This is a genomic window from Bradyrhizobium liaoningense (genome assembly GCF_018130785.1).
Classification (GTDB): domain Bacteria; phylum Pseudomonadota; class Alphaproteobacteria; order Rhizobiales; family Xanthobacteraceae; genus Bradyrhizobium; species Bradyrhizobium liaoningense_A.
In genome coordinates this window covers 1-21,145 of sequence record NZ_JAFCJT010000019.1, presented here as the reverse complement: position 1 = coordinate 21,145, position 21,145 = coordinate 1, and the positions used below count along the sequence as shown (strand labels likewise).

General features: G+C 64.8%; 18 protein-coding genes. 6 read left to right on the top strand and 12 right to left on the bottom strand.

Annotated features, from left to right (window positions below):
• Positions 1 to 110 precede the first annotated feature (110 nt).
• Both JQ627_RS28685 and JQ627_RS28680 read left to right on the top strand, forming a co-directional pair.
• Positions 111 to 1,358, top strand: a complete 1,248-nt coding sequence (locus JQ627_RS28685; RefSeq protein ID WP_212487728.1) for an MFS transporter — start codon at positions 111 to 113, stop codon at positions 1,356 to 1,358.
• Positions 1,359 to 1,541: 183 nt separating this feature from the next.
• A complete protein-coding gene (locus tag JQ627_RS28680) occupies positions 1,542 to 2,780 on the top strand; it encodes an MFS transporter (RefSeq protein ID WP_212487725.1) in 1,239 nt (412 codons plus the stop codon).
• Between the two features lie 156 nt (positions 2,781 to 2,936).
• Here JQ627_RS28680 and JQ627_RS28675 read toward each other — a convergent pair whose 3' ends face one another.
• Both JQ627_RS28675 and JQ627_RS28670 read right to left on the bottom strand, forming a co-directional pair.
• Positions 2,937 to 3,431, bottom strand: coding sequence for a VOC family protein (locus tag JQ627_RS28675; protein WP_212487723.1), 495 nt, complete (start codon positions 3,429 to 3,431; stop codon positions 2,937 to 2,939).
• 90 nt (positions 3,432 to 3,521) lie between these two features.
• Positions 3,522 to 4,067: a carboxymuconolactone decarboxylase family protein gene (locus JQ627_RS28670; RefSeq protein ID WP_212487721.1), complete on the bottom strand. Its 546-nt coding sequence runs from the start codon at positions 4,065 to 4,067 to the stop codon at positions 3,522 to 3,524.
• Positions 4,068 to 4,202: 135 nt separating this feature from the next.
• Between JQ627_RS28670 and JQ627_RS28665 the strand changes: the two genes are divergently transcribed.
• Both JQ627_RS28665 and JQ627_RS28660 read left to right on the top strand, forming a co-directional pair.
• Positions 4,203 to 5,402 carry an acyl-CoA dehydrogenase family protein gene (locus tag JQ627_RS28665; protein WP_212487719.1) on the top strand — a complete coding sequence of 400 codons (1,200 nt, stop codon included), beginning with the start codon at positions 4,203 to 4,205 and terminating at the stop codon, positions 5,400 to 5,402.
• A gap of 182 nt (positions 5,403 to 5,584) precedes the next feature.
• Positions 5,585 to 6,724 carry an acyl-CoA dehydrogenase family protein gene (locus JQ627_RS28660; protein ID WP_212487717.1) on the top strand — a complete coding sequence of 380 codons (1,140 nt, stop codon included), beginning with the start codon at positions 5,585 to 5,587 and terminating at the stop codon, positions 6,722 to 6,724.
• 289 nt (positions 6,725 to 7,013) lie between these two features.
• On the opposite strand, the gene JQ627_RS28655 is transcribed toward JQ627_RS28660, so the two are convergent.
• The 10 genes from JQ627_RS28655 to JQ627_RS28610 all read right to left on the bottom strand — a co-directional run bounded on the left by JQ627_RS28655 (position 7,014) and on the right by JQ627_RS28610 (position 18,329).
• Positions 7,014 to 8,051: an amino acid ABC transporter substrate-binding protein gene (locus JQ627_RS28655; RefSeq protein ID WP_212487829.1), complete on the bottom strand. Its 1,038-nt coding sequence runs from the start codon at positions 8,049 to 8,051 to the stop codon at positions 7,014 to 7,016.
• Positions 8,052 to 8,136: 85 nt separating this feature from the next.
• Entirely contained in the window at positions 8,137 to 8,730 is a 594-nt protein-coding gene (locus JQ627_RS28650) for a L,D-transpeptidase (protein ID WP_212487716.1), read from the bottom strand.
• Between the two features lie 257 nt (positions 8,731 to 8,987).
• The gene (locus JQ627_RS28645) at positions 8,988 to 9,962 is read right to left on the bottom strand and encodes a hypothetical protein (protein ID WP_212487714.1); all 975 of its coding nucleotides are present in this window, start codon (positions 9,960 to 9,962) and stop codon (positions 8,988 to 8,990) included.
• Between the two features lie 84 nt (positions 9,963 to 10,046).
• Positions 10,047 to 10,610 (bottom strand): thioredoxin family protein, encoded by a 564-nt coding sequence (locus JQ627_RS28640; RefSeq protein ID WP_212487712.1) that lies wholly within the window; start codon positions 10,608 to 10,610, stop codon positions 10,047 to 10,049.
• Positions 10,611 to 10,641: 31 nt separating this feature from the next.
• Complete coding sequence (locus tag JQ627_RS28635) at positions 10,642 to 11,340, bottom strand: cytochrome c biogenesis CcdA family protein (RefSeq protein WP_212487710.1); 699 nt, start codon at positions 11,338 to 11,340, stop codon at positions 10,642 to 10,644.
• Between the two features lie 540 nt (positions 11,341 to 11,880).
• On the bottom strand, positions 11,881 to 12,492 hold the full coding sequence (locus JQ627_RS28630; protein ID WP_212487708.1) for a sigma-70 family RNA polymerase sigma factor: 612 nt from the start codon (positions 12,490 to 12,492) through the stop codon (positions 11,881 to 11,883).
• A gap of 280 nt (positions 12,493 to 12,772) precedes the next feature.
• A complete protein-coding gene (locus tag JQ627_RS28625) occupies positions 12,773 to 13,510 on the bottom strand; it encodes a response regulator (RefSeq protein ID WP_212487706.1) in 738 nt (245 codons plus the stop codon).
• 24 nt (positions 13,511 to 13,534) lie between these two features.
• A complete protein-coding gene (locus JQ627_RS28620; RefSeq protein ID WP_212487704.1) occupies positions 13,535 to 15,280 on the bottom strand; it encodes a DUF3369 domain-containing protein in 1,746 nt (581 codons plus the stop codon).
• Positions 15,250 to 17,250: an ATP-binding protein gene (locus JQ627_RS28615; protein WP_249143468.1), complete on the bottom strand. Its 2,001-nt coding sequence runs from the start codon at positions 17,248 to 17,250 to the stop codon at positions 15,250 to 15,252. The genes JQ627_RS28620 and JQ627_RS28615 overlap by 31 nt, the downstream gene beginning before the upstream one ends.
• An 83-nt stretch (positions 17,251 to 17,333) precedes the next feature.
• Positions 17,334 to 18,329, bottom strand: a complete 996-nt coding sequence (locus JQ627_RS28610; RefSeq protein WP_212487701.1) for a TRAP transporter substrate-binding protein — start codon at positions 18,327 to 18,329, stop codon at positions 17,334 to 17,336.
• 209 nt (positions 18,330 to 18,538) lie between these two features.
• Here JQ627_RS28610 and ugpB point away from each other — a divergent pair, with 209 nt between their 5' ends.
• Together ugpB and JQ627_RS28600 are read left to right on the top strand one after the other, a co-directional pair.
• Entirely contained in the window at positions 18,539 to 19,861 is a 1,323-nt protein-coding gene (gene ugpB, locus JQ627_RS28605) for a sn-glycerol-3-phosphate ABC transporter substrate-binding protein UgpB (protein WP_212487699.1), read from the top strand.
• Between the two features lie 182 nt (positions 19,862 to 20,043).
• Positions 20,044 to 20,991 carry a phosphotransferase gene (locus JQ627_RS28600; RefSeq protein WP_212487697.1) on the top strand — a complete coding sequence of 316 codons (948 nt, stop codon included), beginning with the start codon at positions 20,044 to 20,046 and terminating at the stop codon, positions 20,989 to 20,991.
• Positions 20,992 to 21,145: the final 154 nt, after the last annotated feature.

Here is a 21,145-nt window from a genome sequence, read left to right as displayed (position 1 = left end):
CGTCAGAGGCATGGCCTGCGCCCGTTTGCGCCGGTTGCCCGCCCTCCCGTGCCCCTCCATAGTGCCGGGAATCAACAGAGCGCCTTAAAGACCCTTGGGCGGAAATGCCGATGCTAGACGTGACGACAGCCAATGAGATCGCCGACGACGCCCGCGTGCGTACCAATGTGGTGCGCCTCGCTGCGGCGCAGGCGCTGACCGGCGCCAACTCCGCGGTGATCTTCGCCACTGGCTCGATCGTCGGCGCGACGCTCGCGCACGACATGTCCTTCGCGACGGTGCCGATCTCGATGTATGTGCTGGGGCTTGCGGCCGGCACACTGCCGACCGGCGCGATCTCGCGCCGCTTCGGCCGCCGTGCGGCCTTCATCGTCGGTACGGGCCTCGGCACGCTGACCGGGCTCGCCGGTTCGTTCGCGATCCTGCATGCCTCGTTCGCGCTGTTCTGCGTCGCGACCTTCCTCGGCGGCCTCTACGGCGCGGTGGCGCAATCCTATCGCTTCGCCGCCGCCGACGGCGCGAGCGCGGCCTACCGACCCAAGGCGGTGTCTTGGGTGATGGCGGGCGGCGTGTTCGCCGGCGTGCTCGGTCCGCAGCTCGTGCAATGGACCATGGACGTCTGGTCGCCCTATCTGTTCGCCTTCAGCTTCCTGGTGCAGGCCGCCGTGGCGCTGGTCGCGATGGGGATCGTCGCTGGCGTCGACATGCCGAAGCCGGCGCCGGCCGATCTGCACGGCGGCCGGCCGCTGCTCGACATCGTTACCCAACCGCGCTTCATCGCGGCGGCGCTGTGCGGCGTCATCTCCTATCCCATGATGAACCTCGTCATGACCTCGGCGCCGCTCGCCATGAAGTTGTGCGGCCTCAGTGTCAGCGATTCCAATTTCGGCATTCAATGGCACATCGTCGCGATGTACGGGCCGAGCTTCTTCACCGGCGCGCTGATCGCCCGCTTCGGCGCACCTGTCATCGTCGCCGCCGGCCTGCTGCTGGAGGCAGTGGCCGCCGGCATCGGCCTCTCCGGCATCACCGCGATGCATTTCTGGGCCACGCTGATCGTGCTCGGTGTCGGCTGGAATTTTTCCTTCATCGGCGCTTCCGCGCTGGTGCTGGAGACGCATCGTCCGCAGGAGCGGAACAAGGTGCAGGCCTTCAACGACTTCCTGGTGTTCGGCATGATGGCGATCGGTTCGTTCTCGTCCGGCCAGCTGCTTGCGAACTACGGCTGGTCGGCCGTGAACATGGTGGTGTTCCCGCCGGTGGTGCTCGGCCTCGCCGTGCTCTCGCTGGCGTCCTGGGACCGCCGCCGCAAGGCGCGACTGGACGCGGCGATGGGCGAGTTCCCGGATGCGATCTGACGCATGATCCGGAAAAGTGCGCAGCGGTTCTCCGATAAGATCATGCTCAATAGGTTGGCGGGAGGCTGTCAGCAGCGTTGACACTTCGATCGCGGTCGAAGTGATTTTCTGGTCCTGCATCGTTACATGATGGTCGTCATGGAGAAGTTGTCCCGACACGGGGACAGCGAAGGAAAAGCGCCAATGCTCGACAATCCCCGGCACGACGCGCCCATCGACGAATCTTCGCTCCGCTACGAAGGCTGGCGCATCGTCGCGGTCTGCTTTCTGCTCGCGACCTTCGGCTGGGGGCTCGGCTTCTACGGCCAGAGCGTCTATGTCGCCGAGCTGCAGCGTGCGCGCGGCTGGCCGGCCTCGCTGATCTCCTCGGGCACCACGTTCTTCTATCTGTTCGGCGCGCTGCTCGTCGTCTTCGTTGGCGAGGCTGTCCGGAAACATGGCCCGCGGCTCTGCCTGATCGCCGGCACGCTGGCAATGGCGGCCGCCGCGGTCGCGATCGGCGCGGTGCGCGAGCCCTGGCAACTCTATGTCGCCGACGCCGTGCTCGCCTTCGGCTGGGCCGGCACCAGTCTGGCCATGATCACCAACACGATCAGTCTCTGGTTCGACCACAAGCGCGGCATGGCGATTAGCCTCGCACTCAACGGCGCCAGTTTTGGCGGCATCGTGGGCGTGCCGCTGCTGGTCACCCTGATCGGCCACGTCGGCTTCGCCAGCGCGATGTACGCCGCCGCCGGCGCCATGCTGGTGTTGATGCTGCCGGTGATCCTCCTTCTCGTCGGCCGGCCGCCTGATCTTCACGGCTGGCACGCGACGGCGAAGGCAAAACCGCAATCGTCGACGCAGATCCGCGCATGGGCGCTACGCGACGTCGGCTTTCTCACGGTGACCATTGCGTTCGCTTTGGTGCTGTTCGCGCAGGTCGGCTTCATCGTGCATTTGATCTCGTTCCTCGATCCCGTGATCGGCCGCGAGCGCGCAGCGGTGGCGGTCGCGGTGCTGACCGCGATGGCGGTGATCGGCCGCGTGCTGTTCTCGATGGTGATCGACCGCCTCAACCAGCGCCTTGCCTCGGCGCTGTCGTTCCTCAGCCAGGCCGCGGCGCTTCTCGTCGTCATCAATTTGCACAACGACTATGTGCTGATCGCGGCCTGCGCGGTGTTCGGTTTCTCGGTCGGCAATCTCATCACGCTGCCGTCGCTGATCGTGCAGCAGGAGTTCGACAGTGCCTCGTTCGGCGTGCTGATCAGCCTCAATACCGCGATCAACCAGGTGACCTACGCGTTCGGCCCCGGCATCGTCGGATTCCTGCGCGATCTCTCCGGCGGCTATTCGCTGCCGTTCTACCTCTGTATCGCGCTGGAGGTGGCGGCCGCGGCGCTGATCATGGTGCGGGGGGCGCCGCGAGCGAAAACGGCATAGAGGCGCGACGGCGCCTCAACACACTCCGTCATTGCGAGCGCAGCGAAGCAATCCAGACTGCCACTGCGGAAAGATGCTGGATTGCTTCGTCGCCAGCGCAAAATTGCTTCGCAATTTTGTCGCGGGCTTCTCGCAACGACGAGGAGTGAGCGAAGTTTACGCCTCGCGCTGCTTCAGCAACGCCTCGACATCCAGCCGCTTCGTGAACATCGCAAGCTTCCCATCCGGCCCGAACGGCCATTGCTCTTTCGGCTTGTCCCAATACAGCTCCACGCCGTTCTCGTCGGGATCGCGCAAATACAACGCCTCGCTGACGCCGTGGTCGCTGGCGCCGTCGAGCGCGATGCCGGCCGTGAGCACGCGATGCAGCGCGTCCGCCAGCGCCGGCCGCGTCGGATAGAGGATCGCGGTGTGGAACAGCCCGGTCGTGCCCGGCGGCGGCGGCGAGCCGCCCTTGCTCTCCCAGGTGTTGAGCCCGATGTGGTGATGATAGCCGCCGGCCGAGATGAAGGCCGCGCCCGAACCCATGCGCTGCATCAGCTCGAAGCCGAGCACGCCGCAATAGAAGCCGAGCGCACGGTCGAGATCGGCGACCTTGAGGTGGACGTGGCCGATCCGGGTGCCGGCATTGACGGCTGGGTTCTGCGACATGTTGCTGCTCCGTTGCTGAACTCCAGATAGGCCGGGTCTCGGGATGGCGCTACGGGCCCATCCTGAAACCCATCGTTTCCAGATGCGAAACTATGACAGCTCCCGCACCTCGCCCTCGGGCAGCTCGAACTCGAACGTGTTTAGCGTCATCGATACCATCGTGTAATAGCCGCACAGCCCGATCACCTCGACGACGCCGCGCTCGCTGAGCAGCTTGACCGCCTCGTCGTAGAGACCTTTCTCGACGCCATGGCCCTCGTGCAGCGACTTCGCGACGTCGTAGATCATCTTTCCCTTGGGATCGTCGAAGACAGGCGTGCGGCGATCGCGGATCGCGTCGATGATGCCAGGATCCATGCCGCCCGCGAGCGCGAGGCGCTTATGCGCATACCATTCGTAGTGCGCGGTCCAGTGCCGCGCCGTCACCAGGATCGCGATCTCCGAAAGCTTTGCCGGGAAGATCGTGTCGTAGCGCAAGACCTCGCCGAGCCGCGTGGCGTGACGGGCCATGTCGGGGCTGTTGAGCCAGGCCATCATCGGCGCCGGCGGCTTGCCGCGCTTGCCGGCAATCGACTCGTCATAGGTCTGCCGCTGGCTCTCGTTCATTTCGCCAGGCGAAAGTAGTTTCAGGCGCATTGTTATTTCCTCTTTGTTTTCAAGCTCGCCGTGGCGGCGACTATAGCCGAACGCGCGCCACGGAAGTGGTTGAATTCCACGGTGCGATGGCCCAGAGTCGCGCCCAACAAGTCTTTTTGATTGATGGAAACGACCATGAGTGAATCTGAAGCTGCCGATCTCGAAGAATTCCGCAAGCAAACGCGCGCCTGGCTGGAAGCCAACTGCCCGCCGGAGATGCGCAAGCCCGTGACCTCGGACGGCGACGTGTTCTGGGGCGGACGCAATACGAAATTCTCCTCCGAGCCGCAGCGCATCTGGTTCGAGCGTATGCGCGACAAGGGCTGGACCGTGCCTGATTGGCCGAAGGAGTATGGCGGTGGTGGCTTGAGCGCCGCCGAGCACAAGGTGCTGCGTGCCGAAATGGCCAGGATGGGCGCGCGGCCACCGCTGTCGAGCTTCGGCATCTGGATGCTGGGGCCGGCGCTGCTCAAATACGGCAACGAGGCGCAGAAGCAGGAGCATCTGCCAAAAATCGCGGCGGGCCTGATCCGCTGGTGTCAGGGCTACTCCGAGCCGAACGCCGGCTCCGATCTCGCCTCGCTCCAGACCCGCGCGGAGAGCGACGGCGATGATTTCGTCATCACCGGTTCGAAGATCTGGACATCCTACGCCAATTACGCCGACTGGATCTTCTGCCTCGTCCGCACCGATCCGGCGGCAAAGAAGCACGACGGCATCAGCTTCATCCTGTTCGACATGGCCTCGAAGGGCGTGACGACCAAGCCGATCCTCTTGATCTCGGGCTATTCGCCGTTCTGCGAAACCTTCTTCGACGGCGTCCGCGTGCCGAAGTCGCACGTGGTCGGCACCGTCAACCGCGGCTGGGACGTCGCAAAATATCTGCTCCAGCACGAGCGCGCGATGATATCAGGCATGGGCGAGCGCGGCGTCGGCCGGCCGCTCGGCCAGATCGCAGCGGATTCCGTCGGCACCGATGCACAGGGCAAGCTCGACGATTCCATGCTGCGCGGCCAGATCGCGAGCTTCGACGTCGATGAAGCCGCGCTCGCCGCCTGCGCCGAACGCGCGGTCGATCTCGCCAAGGCAGGCCAGGCGCATCCGGCGTTTTCGTCCGCGATGAAATATTACGGCACCGAGCTCAACAAGCGCCGCTACGAGATCCTGATGTCGGCGGGCGGCGTCGACGCGCTGGAATGGGAGAGCGAGCGCTCCAAGCAGGGCGCCCGCCCGCGCGCCTGGCTGCGCACCAAGGCCAACTCGATCGAGGGCGGCACGACGGAGGTGATGCTCGGCATCGTCGCCAAGCGCATCCTGGATTTGCCGGGGGCGTGAGGCGTCCCCTCATCACCGGTCATTCCGGGACGCGCGACTTGCCCGCCGAAGCTCGAAGAGCGAAGGCGGAAGCGCGAGCCCGGAAGCCATACTCTCGATCGTGGTTATGGATTCCGGGCCTGGCCCTACGGGCCATCCCGGAATGACGAACAAAAAGTAGATTTCGAACCGGAAACACGCACATGGCCCTCGTCCTCACCGAAGAACAATCGATGCTCCGTGACTCCGCGCGCGGGCTGATCAGCGACAAGGCGCCGGTGTCGCACCTGCGATCCTTGCGCGACGCCAAGGATCCGACCGGCTTCTCCAAGGAGCTCTGGCACTCCTTCGCCGAGATGGGCTTTGCCGGCCTCATGGTGCCGGAAGAGTTCGGCGGCAGCGGCCTCGGCTTCATGGAGGCCGGAATCGTCATGGAGGAGATCGGCCGCACGCTGATGCCGTCGCCGTTCCTCGCCACCAGCGTGGTCGCAGCTTCGGCGCTGAACCTCGGCGGCAATGCCGCACAGAAGTCGGAGTATCTGCCGAAGATTTCCAACGGCTCGCTGCTTGCCACGCTCGCGATCGACGAGGGCGCAAAGCATCGCCCGCTCCAGACCAGTCTCCAGGCGGTGCGCGCCGGCAACGGTTTCAAGCTCTCCGGCGCCAAGGCGCTGGTGGTTGACGGCCATGTCGCTGATCTCCTCATCGTCGCCACGCGCACCGCGGGCTCTGCCGGCGAGCGTGACGGCTTGACGCTGTTCCTGGTCAACCCCAAGGCCAAGGGCGTTTCGATCGAGCGCACCATCATGGTCGATGCGCACAACGCGGCGCGGATCGAGCTTGCCAATGTCGAGGTCACCGCCGACAGCGTGCTCGGCGAGGTCGATCAGGGCGCTGGCCTGCTCGACGGTGTGCTCGACATCGGTCGCGGCGCTGTCGCGTCCGAAATGGTGGGCCTGAGCGAAGAGGTCTTCAACCGCACCGTCGAGTACCTCAAGAACAGAAAACAGTTCGGCAAGCTGATCGGCGAATTTCAGGCGCTCCAGCACCGTGCCGCCGAGCTCTATGTCGACATCGAGATCACCCGCGCCGCCACGATGAAGGCCCTCCAGGCGCTGGATGCCGATGTCACCAAGGCCGCCTCAGCCGTCGCAGTGGCCAAGGCGCGTGCCGGCACCACCGCCACGCGCGCGGTGCAGGAAGGCGTGCAGATGCATGGCGGCATGGGCATGACCGACCAGTTCGACATCGGCTTCTTCATGAAGCGCGCCAGGGTGTGCGAGGAGCTGTTCGGCGACGCGAATTACCACACCGAGCAGCTGGCAAGAGCGCGGGGGTATTGAGGCGAGTGGATGTGAGGCGCGAGGACGTGCCTCACACGCAGTGTCGTCGCCCGGCTTGACCGGGCGACCCAGTACGCCGCGGCCCCTCCGGATACGATTGACGTCTCGGAATACTGGATCGCCCGGTCAAGCCGGGCGATGACAGTTGAGAAGGTGGAGAGTGCCTGCCCCAAGCTCCGTCGTGGCCGGGCTTGTCCCGGCCATCTACGTTCTTACGGTGCCTCAAAAACGTAGATGCCCGGGACAAGCCCGGGCATGACGATTGAGAGCGTGGCCGAGCCAGAAGCCGTTACCGCATCGGCGGCGCGTACTGCACGCCGCCGGCATTCCACAGCTGGTTCATGCCGCGCGGGATCTTCAGCTTGGACTTCTCGCCGATATTGCGCTCGTACATCTCGCCGTAATTGCCGACGTTGCGGATGATGCGGACAACCCAGTCCTTGGTGAGGCCGAGCTGCTCGCCGTAATTGCCCTCGGTGCCGACGAGACGCATCACTTCAGGCTTCTTCGACTTCAGGGCCTCGTCGATGTTCTCCGAGGTGACGCCGAGCTCCTCGGCGTTGATCATCGCGTAGAGCGTCCACTTCACGATCATCATCCAGTCGTCGTCGCGCTGGCGCACGACGGGGGCGAGCGGCTCCTTGGAGATCATGTCCGGCAGGATCATGTTGTCGCCGGGTTTCGAGAGGTTCAGCCTGAGGGCGTAGAGCTGCGAGACGTCGGCGGAAAGCGTGTCGCACTTGCCGGTGTCGTAGGCTTTCACGACATCGTCCAGCTTGTCGAACTTCATCTCTTCATACTTCATGTTGTTGGCACGGAAGTAGTCGGCGACGTTGAGCGCCGTCGTGGTCCCGGCCTGGACGCACACCTTGCTGCCGGTCAGGTCCAGCGACGTCTCCTTGTTGCGCGAACGCGGCAGCATGAAGCCTGCGCCGTCGTAATAGGCGACCGCCGGGAAATAGAGGTCGTAGTCGAGCTCGCGCGCCATGCTCCAGGTCGAGTTGCGCGAGAGGATGTCGACTTTCCGGCTCTGCAATTCCTTGAAGCGTTCGCCGGCATCGAGCGGAACGAACTTCGCCTTGGCCGGATCGTTGAAGATCGCCGACGCCACAGCGCGGCAGAAATCCACGTCGAAGCCGGTCCAGTTGCCCTTGTCGTCCGGGATCGAGAAGCCTGGCAGGCCCCTGTTGACGCCGCACAGCACCTCGCCGCGGCGAACGGTGCGCTTCAGCGTGCGGGTATCGTAGAATTCATAGATGATGGCCAGGACAGCGACCAGCACGGCGACTGCGAGCCCGATCAGCAGGCCGCCTCGAAATGTGCGCATCATGTTGCTCTCTCGAAAAATCGGGAAAAGGAATTGGGAGGAGGGCGAAGAGCATGATCCGGAAGATCATGCTCAAACGATAAACTTAGAGCTCGGGCTTCTGCCGGATGACCACCTTGGTGCCAACAGGGACGCGGTCGTAGAGATCGGCGACGTCGTGATTGACGAGACGGAAGCAGCCTGAGGACACCTTGGTGCCGATCGTATCAGGGCGGTTGGTGCCGTGGATGCGATAGACGGTGGTGCCGAGATACATGGCGCGGGCGCCGAGCGGATTGCCGGGACCGCCGGCCATGAAGCGCGGCAGATAGGGCTGGCGCTGGATCATCTCCGGCGGCGGCGTCCAATCCGGCCACTCCTTCTTGTTGGTGATGTTCACCAGCCCCTGCCACTGGAAGCCGTCGCGGCCGACGCCGATGCCGTAGCGGATGGCGCGCCCGCCCGGCTGCACCAGGTAGAGATGACGCTCAGCGGTCGAGATGATGATGGTGCCCGGCGTCTCGGTGGTGCGGAAGTAGACCACCTGCTTCTGCCATTCCGGATCGAGCTGGTAGGCGTCGTCGGCGACCAGGCCGGGCTCGTCGCCGCGGTCGGGCTGCTGGGCGATGGCCTGTGGTGCGGATAGGATCAGGCCGATCGCGGCCACAAACATCCCGGTCAGGCGACGAAAATCCGTCATTTCAAGCTCTCCCCGCTGCCACAGCGCAATTCATTCGAAACCATCAAATCTCAGGGGCATGTTCATGGCAAGTTGATGGCGCGCCCGGCTGGTATGTCACGAGAATGCTTTGGTTTTTTGACGGGCCCTCGCAATGCCACAAACAGGGGATGGCGCCAAAAGCAGTGTCGGCGACGTCCTCCGGGTGGCAGGCTGTCAAATCTGCATCCATCATGGCCGGGACAAGCCCGGCCATGACGATGTGGACGTAGCGTGCTCTAAATCTTGTTGCTCTCCGCCGCGATCCCGAGCCGTCGCACGATCTCCGTCCCCACGGCGCGGGCCTCGACCCGTGAGCCGATGCGGGGGCTGCGAAAGCGTCGCCCCGAGCGCAGGCGGATCGTGACGATGCAGTGCTCGTCCTCGGACCGGCCGCGGCGGTCGACGGTAATCGTCTTTACCTCGTGCCCTTCGATGTGGTCCGCGCGCGGCGTACCGTCACCCCACAGGCGTTCGACGCGGATATCGCTCTCGCGGATGATCCAGAAGGCGCCGGTCACGAGGTTGGCGTATCGGTGCACGGCGAACGCGGCGAGCGCGCCGAGCGGCAGCAGCAGGATGTCGACATGGCTGGGCGGCCATCCGCGCCAGAGCTTGTAGGCGTAGGGCACGGCGCACAGCGCGACCGCGATCAGTGACACGATCCGGATGTCCCGGGTGGAAAACGCCTCGAGGGGTTCGCCGAGATGCATCTCGGGATTGCTGGCATCGAGCGGATTGACCGGCTCCTCGAAATTGGGGACGTCGAACTGCGTGGCGATCCGGGCCACAGTCTCGCGGACATGCGTGACATCGGAGATCGGCGGGGACGTCAGGCGTTCCCCCGAGACAAGCGTGAAGACGAGTTGAAAGCGGGCTTTCACCCTCTTGCTGCCGGGAACCTGCAATCCGGCGATGTCGTCCTTCGCGACGACCCGCGTGCGCAGCTTTCCGAATGGACTTTGCCGTCCGATCAGAATCTCGTTCGCGGTGATGATCCACACCACCGCCGGCGCCAGCATGATGCCGATAACGAACCCTGCACCCACGATCAGCGCGACCGCCGAGATGATGATTTCCAGTGTGTCGTGCGTGAACAGGCCCGGCGTGAAGCACAGCGCAACGGCGGCCGCGGAGCCGGCCATGACCAGCCGCTGCGCGATCGAGGAGCCTTCGCGAAGGCGAATGTCGGTGCTGGTGGTCGCGTCGTCCATTGCGGGCGCTGATTCCGTCGCTGGCGAAACTCCACGGACGGGTCCGTGGAGTCAAGCAACAACGGCGGACGCGGCAATCCGGCCTCAGCTATTGGCGCTCAGCAGCTTTGCCACGGTGCGGTCGATCTCGTCGTAGCGGCCCTCGCCCTCGTGCTGGAACACGATCTTGCCGGTCTGGTCGATGATGTATTGCGCCGGCCAGTACCGGTTGCTGTAGGCGTTCCAGGTCTTGGAATCATTGTCCTGCGCCACGGGATAGGTGATGCCGTGGCGCTTCAGTGCGGCCTGCAAATTGGAGGCCGAGCGCTCGAACGGGAATTCCGGCGTGTGCACGCCGACCACGACGAGGCCCTTGTCCTTGTATTTGGCATAGAGGTCGGTGACGTGCGGCAGCGTGTTGACGCAGTTGACGCAGCCATAGGTCCAGAAGTCGACCAGCACGACCTTGCCGCGGAGGTCGGCGATGCTGAGCGGCTTCGAGTTGAACCAATTGTTGATGCCGGCGAAATCGGGCGCGGTCTGCTGGCTCGCGGCAGCGGTGACGACAGGGGTGGCGCGCGCGGCCTCGTCGCAGATGCCGGGGATGACGGCGCCTGTTGCGGCCATGCCGATCAGTGCGGCGGTCACAGTGAGCAGCTTGAAAGTCATGGAAAAATCCTCCGGTGAAGGTGAGGGATGATCACAGGCCGATCTGGCCGGTGGGGTAGAAGCCGGTGAGCCACGCCACGATCAGCGTGTCGTATTGGAAATAGGCGGCGACCGCGAAGGCGATCACGACGACACCAAAGCCCTGCTGCAGCCGAGGCGAGATCCGCGCGAGGCTGCGCACCCGCGTGGTCGCAGCCTGTCCGCCATAGGCGATCGCGAGCATCGGGATCGCTGCGCCGATGGCATAGGCAATCAACAGCACGCCGGCCCAGCTGGCGTTCTTCGACGTCGCGACCAGGGTCAGGATCGAGCCGAGCACGGGGCCGGCGCAGGGCGTCCAGACCAGGCCGAGCGTGGTGCCGAGCACGAGGCCGCCGAGCGCGCCCTCGCGTTGCATGGCGCCGGCGTTGCCGAGATCGAGCCAGCCATTGAGCCGGATCGACAGCCATTCGAACGGCGCCGGCCACAGCATCAGCAGGCCGAAGCCGAGCAGCAGGATCGAGGCGGCCTCGCGCAGCACGTTCGGATCGAAATCGAACAGCCGCGTGATCGCGCCGAGCAGCAGTGCGGTCGCCGAGAACGAGACGACGAAGCCGAGCGCGATCATCGCGGGCCGCAGATGCCCCGCGCGCCCGATCGAGGCGCCGAGCAGGATCGGCAGCATCGGCAGCGTGCAGGGCGCGGCGATGGTCAGGATGCCGGCGAGGACGGCGAAGATCAGGTCGAGCATGAGGCACTCGTGAAGGAGGTCACGAGGGCAGTTCGCGCGTGGCGGTGCGGTCGTTACGTGCCGTCACGCCTTCGTGACGGGCGATTGCTTGGCGGAGGCACTCTGCCGACCACAGCGATGGTGCGCCCCCTCCCCCCTTGCGGGGGAGGGCGGGGGAGAGGGGTGGCCCCGGGCGAGGTCTATCCACCTGCGATCGTACCGCGCGCACCAATCGAGAGAGCCCCCGTGTGGCCCCCTCTCCCTGCCCCTCCCCGCAAGGGGGGAGGGAATGAAAGAGCGGAGGCCGCCTCACTCAGGTGCGGCAAAAATCATCGGAGCCACGGCATCAGCAAAACCCAAATACAAAACGACCCGGACGGGGGCATCGTCCGGGTCGTTGGAGGTCCTTGGGAGGTTTAACGAAAACCGTATGTGAGCTTTATAGGAGGGAAGTTTTTCCGCCTGATGTTGTGCCTTGTTTCAATTGTTTCGTCGGCGGTAACACTTCCGTGTCCGGGACAGGGCCGAAAGATCGGTCCTATCCCATTGAAATCATTGATCTTAGGCGGCGAACCGGTCGACGCCGGCGCCCTTAAGCAAATCGGCCAGTTGCTTGCGGGCATAGAACATCCGGGTCTTCACCGTGCTCTGCGGGATGCCGATGATCTGACCGACCTCCTCCACCGACTTCTCGTGGTAGTAGACGAGGTTGATGATCTCGCGATGCGCGGGCGACAGTTTTTGCACGCAGGCGCGCAGGATGGCGCTGGTGTCGTTGCGGTCGAGCGAGCTCTCCGGCGTCTCGGCATCGTCAGGAATCTGGCGCACGTCGTCCTGGTCGATGTCCTCGAAGCGGCGCTGGCGCATCGCGGTCAGCGCCTTGAATCGGGCAATCGAGAGCAGCCAGGTCGAGACCTGCGAGCGGCCCTGGAACTGGCCTGCGGTGCGCCACACGTCGAGGAACACCTGGCTGACGAGGTCTTCCGCCGTGGTCGCGTCACGCACGATGCGCAGGATGAAGCGATAGACCCGCACATTGTGCCGGCAATAGAGGATGTGCATCGCTGTCCGGTTGCCGTCGGCAATGCTTTCCAGAAGCATGTCGTCCGAGGTCGCCTGAGCGGCGATGATGCTCTGGCTGGCTTGGGCGTTGATGGCGATGACGTTCGGCATGGACTTGCTCCCCGTAGCGCCGCAACCGAGCGGCGTTTCCTTGGACCAAAGTGTTAATGAGCGAACGTTTCGGGACGTCTGCACGAAAAGGGGAAAATGGTTTCGTGCGCCGCCAAATTGTTTCGTCGGACTGGGCGCGACGAAACATTCGGGGCTAAAAGTCGTGGAATTTCAATGTACGGAAAATACGGGGTGGGCTTGGAAAGCGCCTGGAGCCTGCGGGAACGCATTTCCGGATGTTGCGTTCGGTTGCGCCACACTCTCCGCTGTCGCGCGCGCCTTACGGCTTCTCGCCCGCGGGCGAGAACAGGTAGCCGCCGCCGCGGATGGTGCGGATCACGGCTGGCTTGGTCGGGTCGGGCTCGATCTTGCGGCGGATGCGCATGATGCGCAGATCCACGGCGCGGTCGAACGCTTCGGCGTCGCGTGCATTCGCCAATTCGAGCAGCCGCTCGCGCGACAGCACGCGCTTCGGATTGGCCGCGAACACCTTGAGCAGCCCGAATTCGGACGCGGTGAGCGGATGCTCGTTGCCCTCGTCGTCGCGCAAGGCCTGCGCTTCCAGGTCAAGCCATTTGGTGCCGAAGCGCACCAATTGTTCCTTGTCCGATTTCGCAGGCGCCGCCTCGGCCGCGGCAGCCTTCACCGGTGTGCTCCGCCGCAACACCGAGCGGATGCGCGCCATCAGCTCGCGCAGCTCGCACGGCTTGGCCACGTAGTCGTCGGCGCCGAGCTCAAGACCGACGACGCGGTCGATCGGGCTCGCGGTTGCCGTCAGCATGATCACGGGCACGTTGATGCGGCTCTTGAGGTCGCGGATGATCGAGAGGCCGTCTTCCTCGGGCATGTTGAGGTCGAGCACGACGAGGTCGGGCATGCTGCCGTCGATCGCGGTGCGCAAGCTCTTGCCGCCATCGCACAGCGTCACGGTGAAGCCGTGCATCTTGAGGTAATCACCGACCATCTCCCGGGCCGGGGCCTCGTCGTCGACGATCATGATGTGCTGGCTTTGGGTCATATCACTCAGATCTCGGTACTCGAATCACGGCAACTCGGTCGCGGGCAGGGTGATGGTGAAGGTCGATCCCTTGCCGGGACCGTCGCTCTCGGCCGTCACCTCGCCGCCATGCATGTCGATAATACGCTTGACGATGGAAAGCCCAAGCCCCGTCGAGCTCTCGCCAGCGGTCGGTTTGGCCGACAGCCGCTGGAACCGGCCGAACAGGCGGCCGAGATCCTCCGGCGACAGGCCGGCGCCCTCGTCGCTGACGCGGACGACGGTATCGCTGGCCTCATGGGTGACGGCGACGATGATCTTGCCGCCGATCGGTGAGTATTTGATGGCGTTGCTGATCAGATTGTCGATCGCCTCGCGGATGCGGTCGGTGTCGCACATGGTGACGATGTTGGGCGGCGCCGTGACGTGGATGGCCTGCTGCTTGTTGACCGCGAGCGGCTGGTTGGCGTCGGCGACCTCCTTCACCAGCGCCGCGACGTCGACCGGCTCGCGGCGGATGGTGATGTCGAAGGCATCGGCCATCGCGTCCGAGATCAGATGATCGACCATCGTGGTCAGGCGCTTCGTCGCATCGCGGATGTGATCGACCTGGGCGACCACGCCGTCGGACGAGGCGCCGGTCGAGATCAGCTCCTTCAGCATCTCGGTGCGGCCGAGGATGACGCCGAGCGGGTTCTTCAGATCATGCGCGACGGTGCCGAGGATCTCGTTCTTGAAGCCGTTGGCGCGCTGCAGCCGCAGCCATTGCGCCGACAGGCGGCGATTGGCCTGCATCAGCGCGCGGGTGCGCTGGGCGACGCGGTCCTCGAGCTGCGTGTTGGCGTCCTGGAGTTGCTGATAAAGGATCACGTTGTCGAACGCGATCGAGAGCCGGCTGGAGAAGATCTCGACCAGCGAGCGGTCGGTCTCGGACAGCTCGCGTTCGGCCTGGAGCAGCACCACGACCTCGCGGCCGCTTCCGGTGCGCAAATAGATCACGCTGCGATGGTCGGCGAATTCGTTCTTGCGGCCCTGGAAGGCGGCTTCCACCATCGCGCGCAGATCAGGGTCGAGTGCCTTCGAGGAGGTCGTGCCGATGAAGCGGCTGTAGCAGCCGCTTCCGGCGAGCACCGAAAGTTCGGGGTCGATGCCGCCATTGTCGCGCAAGACCAGTATACCGGCGCAATCGACATTGAGCAGCGAGGCGAGCTGGGTCAGCACGCCCTCGGCGAGCCGCTGCATCGACTTGAAGTCGTACAGCGTCGACGCCGCGTCGATGATGATCTCGAGCCCGCGCCGCGTCTGCACCATGCGCTCGAGCTGCTGATAGGAGCGCAGCGCCGCGGTCAGCGAGGTGAACAGCTTGTCGGCGGTGAGCTCGGTCTTGGCCTTGTAGTCGTTGATGTCGTACTGCACGATCACGCGCCGCTCCGGCGCCTGGCCGGGCTGTCCGGTGCGCAGGATGATACGCACGGTCTCGTTCTTGAGCTCGTTGCGGATGAACTCGACCAGCTCGAGGCCAGCGACGTCAGTCTCCATGATGACGTCGAGCAGCACGGCGGCGATATCGCCGTGCGCGGCCATCAGCTTGCGACCTTCCGCCGCGGAATGGGCGGAGAGGATCTCCAGCCCCTGGCCGTTGAGGCTGTAGTCGGACAGCGCGAAGCGGGTGCCGTCATGCACGGCCGGATCGTCGTCGATGACGGCGATCTTCCACCTTCTGGTGTTCTGGTCCTCCGGTGCGGTACCGGTGTCGTCGATCAGGTGGAGGACATCGTCCTGTTCGGCCATTGAGAAGTCCCGTCAGTCTCTGTGCTTTGCGTGCCGCCCTTGGCGATCCGCGGCATGATAATCCGAAAAGTAGTGCCTTGTCCCAGCTTGGATTCCAGCATCATGCGTCCGCCAAGCTGCTGGGTGACGAGGTTATAGACGATATGGAGCCCGAGTCCCGTACCACCTTCATTGCGCCGGGTGGTAAAGAATGGGTCAAAGGCCTGGCGTTGCACGTCAGGGGTCATGCCGGCCCCGTCGTCGGCGAAGATGATCTCGATGTCGTCGGCCCCGCGCGGCTTGGCCGAGATCGTGATCGTGCCGGCGCGGCCGTCGGCAAAGGCGTGGTTGGCGGCGTTGAGGAAGAGGTTGGTCAGGATCTGGCCGTAGGAGCCGGGATAGCCGTCGAGCAAGAGCCCCTCGGGCACGTCGACCTGGAGCGTGATCGGCGAGCGCTTCAGGACCGGCCGCAGGCTGGCGATGATCTGGTCGGTGGCTTCGCTGAGTGAGAATTGCCGCCGCTCGGCATGAGAGCGGTCGACCGCGACCTGCTTGAACGACTGGATCAGCTCGCCGGCGCGGGTGAGGTTGGCGACGAGCTGCTGCGAGGCATCGCGCGAGGATTGCACGAACTCGTCCAGCTGCGAGCGGCGCAGGCCGCCGTCGCCCTTGAGCTGGGCCTCGAAGATCTCGGTGCGCCGGGCGAAGCTGGAGGCGACCGTCAGGCTGATGCCGATCGGGTTGTTGACCTCGTGCGCGACGCCGGCGACGAGGCCGCCGAGTGCCGCGAGCCGTTCGGCGTCGATCAGATTCTGCTGCGCGGTGTTGAGCTCGAGCAGCGCGCTCTCGGCCTTTTCCTTGGATGCGCGCAGCTCGTCCTCGGTCTCACGCTTGGCGATCGCGTTCTCGCGGAACACTTCCACCGCGCGCGCCATGGCCCCGACCTCGTCTCGCGCGCGCGTGCCCTGCACTTCGCGGTCGAGGTCGCCGAGCGTGATCGCGCGCATCGCGGTCATGATCTGCTGCAATGGCAGGCGGATCGACAGCGCGATCAGCACGCCCGCGGTGAGGATGATGCCGAGGAAGATCACAGCGATCGACAGCACCCGCCGCGAGATATCGGCCAGTGTACGATCAAACGTCTCCTGCGCCTTCTGCTCGCGCTGGCGCATCTTGGTGGAGAGGTCGTCGATGGCGCCGATCGCCTCGGCCTGGCTGGCGTCGATGGTGTTGCGCAGCAATTCGGTGCGGTTCGTCAGCTGCTCGGAGAGTTTGGCGAAACCCTCGCGCAGCGCCGTGGTGCGGGTCCCGAGCCGTTGCAGCGCCATGCGCTGCAGGTCGTTGTCGGCGAGATCGATCATGACCGGAATGGTCTTCTCGATCGTCTCGGTGTTGCGGCGCGCGTCGTCGGCAGCACCGGGCGAGAGCGAGAGATAGTAGGAGTTGGCGGCCACCAGCATCGCGGTGAAGGCCTCGCGGGACTTGCCGAGCGAGGGCCAGATCAGCGCGTCGCGATGGCCGGTGGCGCCTTCGATGATGGAATAGAGACCGGCCATGTCCCTGGCCGGGCCCTGCACCTGCTCCTCATAGGTCTTGGCGATGGTCGCCTGCACGCTGCGCAGCTCGCCAAAGCCGTTGAGGAAGCGGTCGGTGGTGCGCTCCAGCTCCTCGACCGAGCCCGACAGCATCGGGTCCTTGGCGGCCCGGTCGGTCAGCGTGCCCAGCACCGCCTCGCGCAGCAGCAAGATCTCGGCGAACAGGTCCGGGCTCGGCTGGTTGATGTAGCGGTGGATCAGATTGTGCAGGCGCCCGGTCTCGCTTTCGAGCAGCGCCAGGATACGGTCGGACTCGCGCACCTGGCGGACGTCGCCCCAGGCCGAGCCCAGCACCTGCGTGCCATTCCAGATCAGCCCCACCAGCACCACGACCACGGCCGAGTTCAGGGCCGCGATCGACAGGATGCGCCAGCGGATCGGCACCGCGCGGAGCATGCCGACCAGACGTGCCCGCAGCCGCCCGAGCGGGCCGGTCGGCCTGTCTGCGTGCTCGCTGTGTCCAAGTGCAGCCAAGAGGCTCACTCCACCTTGCGAATGCGTTCGATCAGCGCGGCCGCGGCGGGATCACGCCCCGCCTTGGCATAGATCGCAGCCATCGCGTCCTCGAACGACTTGCGGTCGATATCCCTGGCGACGGTGATGCCGGCGGCTTCAGCCTTGCGCTGCGACTGCTCCTCGAGGTCGCGCCACTTCTCGCGCATGAACCGGCTGGAGCGCTGCGCGGCGTCGCGGAAGACCGTCCGGTCGTCCGGTGACAGGCTCTGCCAGGCCTTGAGCGAGATCACCAGCACCTCCGGGCTCATCGTGTGCTCGGTCAGTGCGAGATAGCCGGCATGCTTGTAATGGTCTGTCGTCACGAAAGATGGCCAGTTGTTTTCGGCGCCGTCGATCAGATGGTTGGCAAGCCCGGTGAGCACCTGCCCATAGGGCATCTCGACCGGCTCGGTGCCGAGCGAGCGGATCATCTGGCTCATCAACTCCGATTGCTGCACCCGGATCCGTAATCCCCTGAGGTCGGCGACACCCCTTACCGGACGGACGCCGTTGTAGATCGACCGCGCACCGGAATCGTAGAAGGCGAGCCCGACGAAGCCGTAGGGCTCGAAACTGCCGAGGATCTCGCTGCCGATCGGCCCGTCCAGCACCTTCTGCATGTGCTCGATGGACCGGAACAGGAACGGCATGGCGAGCACGTTCATCGCCGGAACGAAGTTGCCGACCAGTGCCACATTGGTCCGGTTGAGGTCGATCGCGCCGACCCTGGTCTGCTCGATGGTCTCCTTCTCCTCGCCAAGCTGACGGGAGTGGAACACCTTGATCTCGTGCCGGCCGCCGGTGCGCTCGGCGATCAGGACGCCCATGTAGCGCAGCGCCTGGACGGTCGGGTAATCCTCGGCCTGGGTGTCGGCGGCGCGGAATTCGCGCGCAGCAGCGCCCGTCGCGCAGATCGCGAGCAGAAGCGCGACGAAGATCACCCCGGTCCGCGAGAGTTCGGCACGGTTCAGCACTGGCACACTCAACCCCTCAGTGGTGGAGTCTATGGCGGGACCAAAAGGTTCAACGCAATCTAGCAGAAGGTTAAGGGAAGGCTATCCCGCGGGGCGTTATCCGATTGTACGACGCGGCCGGTTGTCATTCCTGATTGAATCCGCAAAAGCGGCGCTTTAAGCATGTGGCGGGCAGGATCGCCTTTTGTTCGCGCGAGACAGGATCATCGATCGTGATGTCAGCATGGCGCCTCTTGCAGATCGTTGCCGCCGCCGCGGCCCTCACATTCACCGGGCAGGCCAGCGCCGCCACCGACATCGCGTGGTGGCACGCCATGTCCGGCGAGCTCGGCCGGCAGCTCGAGAAGCTCGCCTCCGACTTCAATGCCTCGCAGTCCGATTACCGCATCGTGCCGAGCTACAAGGGCAACTACACCGAGACCGTGACGGCGGCGATCTTCGCGTTCCGCTCGCGCAGCCAGCCCGCGATCGTCCAGGTCAACGAGGTCGCGACCGCCACCATGACCGCGGCCAAGGGCGCGATCTATCCCGTGTTCACAATGATGCGGGATATGAACGAGCCGTTCTCGCTGGGCGATTACCTTCCCGCCGTCTCCGGCTATTACACCGATGCGGCCGGCAATCTGTTGTCCTTCCCGTTCAATTCCTCGACGCCGATCCTCTATTACAACAAGACCATGTTCCGCGACGCGGGCCTCGATCCGGAGACGCCGCCGAAGACATGGCCCGAACTTGGGCTTGCTGCAAAACGCCTGCGCGAGCGCGGCGCGGTGTGCGGCTTCACCACGTCCTGGCCGTCCTGGATCCATATCGAGAATTTCTCCGCCTTCCACGATCTGCCGCTCGCGACGCGGACCAATGGCTTTGCGGGGCTGGATGCCGAGCTGACCATCAACAATCCGGCCGTCGTGCAACACATCGCCCAGCTCGCCGAGTGGCAGAAGGGCAAGGTGTTCGACTACGGCGGCCGCGGGCAGTCGGCCGAGCCGCGTTTCCAGAATGGCGAATGCGGCATCTTCATCGGCTCCTCGGCGACGCGCGCCGATATCAAGGCGAATTCGAAGTTCGATATCGGCTACGGCATGATGCCGTACTGGCCCGACGTGAAGAACGCGCCGCAGAACTCGATCATCGGCGGCGCCACGCTGTGGGTGCTGCGCGACCGCCCGCGCGCGGAATACAAGGGCGTGGCGCGGTTCTTCGCCTATCTGTCGCAGCCCGGCGTGCAGGCGGCCTGGCACCAGAACACCGGCTACCTGCCGATCACCCGTGCCGCCTTCGAGCTGACGCGCGCACAGGGTTTTTACGAGCGCAATCCGGGCTCCGCGATCTCGTTCGAGGAGATCACGCTGCATCCGCCGACGGAGAACTCGAAGGGCATCCGGCTCGGCTCCTTCGTGCTGATCCGCGGCGCAATCGAGGACGAGCTGGAACAGGCCTTTACCGGCCAGAAGGGCGCGCAGGCTGCGCTCGATGCCGCGGTCGAGCGCGGCAACAAGCTGCTGCGCCAGTTCGAGCGCGCCAGCCCGGACCGTTAGCGGCGGGAAGCTTGACGTTGGTTGGAGCGCGAAACCTTTCCACGTCGTCATGGCCGGGCATAGTCGTCCGAAGGACGGCGTCGCTTCGCTCGCCTATGTCCCGGCCATCCACGCCTTGGCACGAAGAACGTGGATGCCCGGGGCAAGCCCGGGCATGACGGACTCAAACGATTAAGCTCGCGATGTCGATGAAACTCCCCCACCTCGCCGACGCGGAAAGCTTCCGCGCCTTCCGCTCCGATTCGTCGCGATGGCTGCCGATCGCGCTCGACATCGCGCGCAGCCACGGTCTCGATGTCAGCGCGCCGCAGGTGTTTGCGACCGGCACCAATCTCGTCGTGGGCTTGGGCGAAAAGCTGATCCTGAAAATCTTCCCGCCGCACTTGCGCACACAGTTCGTCTCCGAGCGCGCCTCGCTGACGCAGCTCGCCGGCCGTCTTCATCTGCCGATCCCCGAGATCGTCGCGGAAGGGGAGCGTGATGGCTGGCCTTATCTCGTCATCACGCGCCTTGCCGGCAGGCTCGGCTCGGAGGTGTGGCCGCAGCTCCCGGAGGCGCAGAAGGAGCGCCTGCTGCGCCAGATCGGCGAGACCATCGCCGCCGTGCAGCGCGCGCCGCTCGGACCGCTCGCGCAAATCCAGCCGCGCTGGGACGACTTCATGCGCGCCCAGATTCAGGGCTGCAGGGCGCGGCATACACGCCTCGGCCTTGCGCCGAAATTCCTCGAAGGCCTCGACGATCTCCTGCGCGATGCCGCCGAGCTGATTCCGATGGATGCGCCGCCGGTGATCCTGGTCGGCGAATATATCCCCCAGAATTTCCTGCTCGCCTGCCATGACGATCAATGGTCGCTAGTCGGCCTGTTCGACTTCGGCGATGTGCTGGCGGGATGGCGCGACTACGACCTGCTCGGCCCCGGCGCCTTCATGGCGGCTGGCCGGCCGGGGAGGGTGCGCAGCCTGCTCAAGGGTTTTGGCTATGCGAAGCCGGACTTCGCGCTCAAGCGTCGGCTGATGGCGCTCATGCTTTTGCATCGCGCCAGCGACCTCAATAGCCACGTCTGTATCGAGGGCTGGCAGGACAAGGCGAGCGATCTGGTCGAGCTGCAAGAGCTGATCTGGGCAAGCTGACCATCCCGGCCGTCATTGCGAGCACAGCGAAGCAATCCAGACTGTCACCGCGGAAAGATTCTGGATTGCTTCGCTGCGCTCGCAATTGTGCATGTTCACTAATTCGCTGATTGGATCGCTCCACTGGAGGCCGATCCGATGCGGGATAATAGCT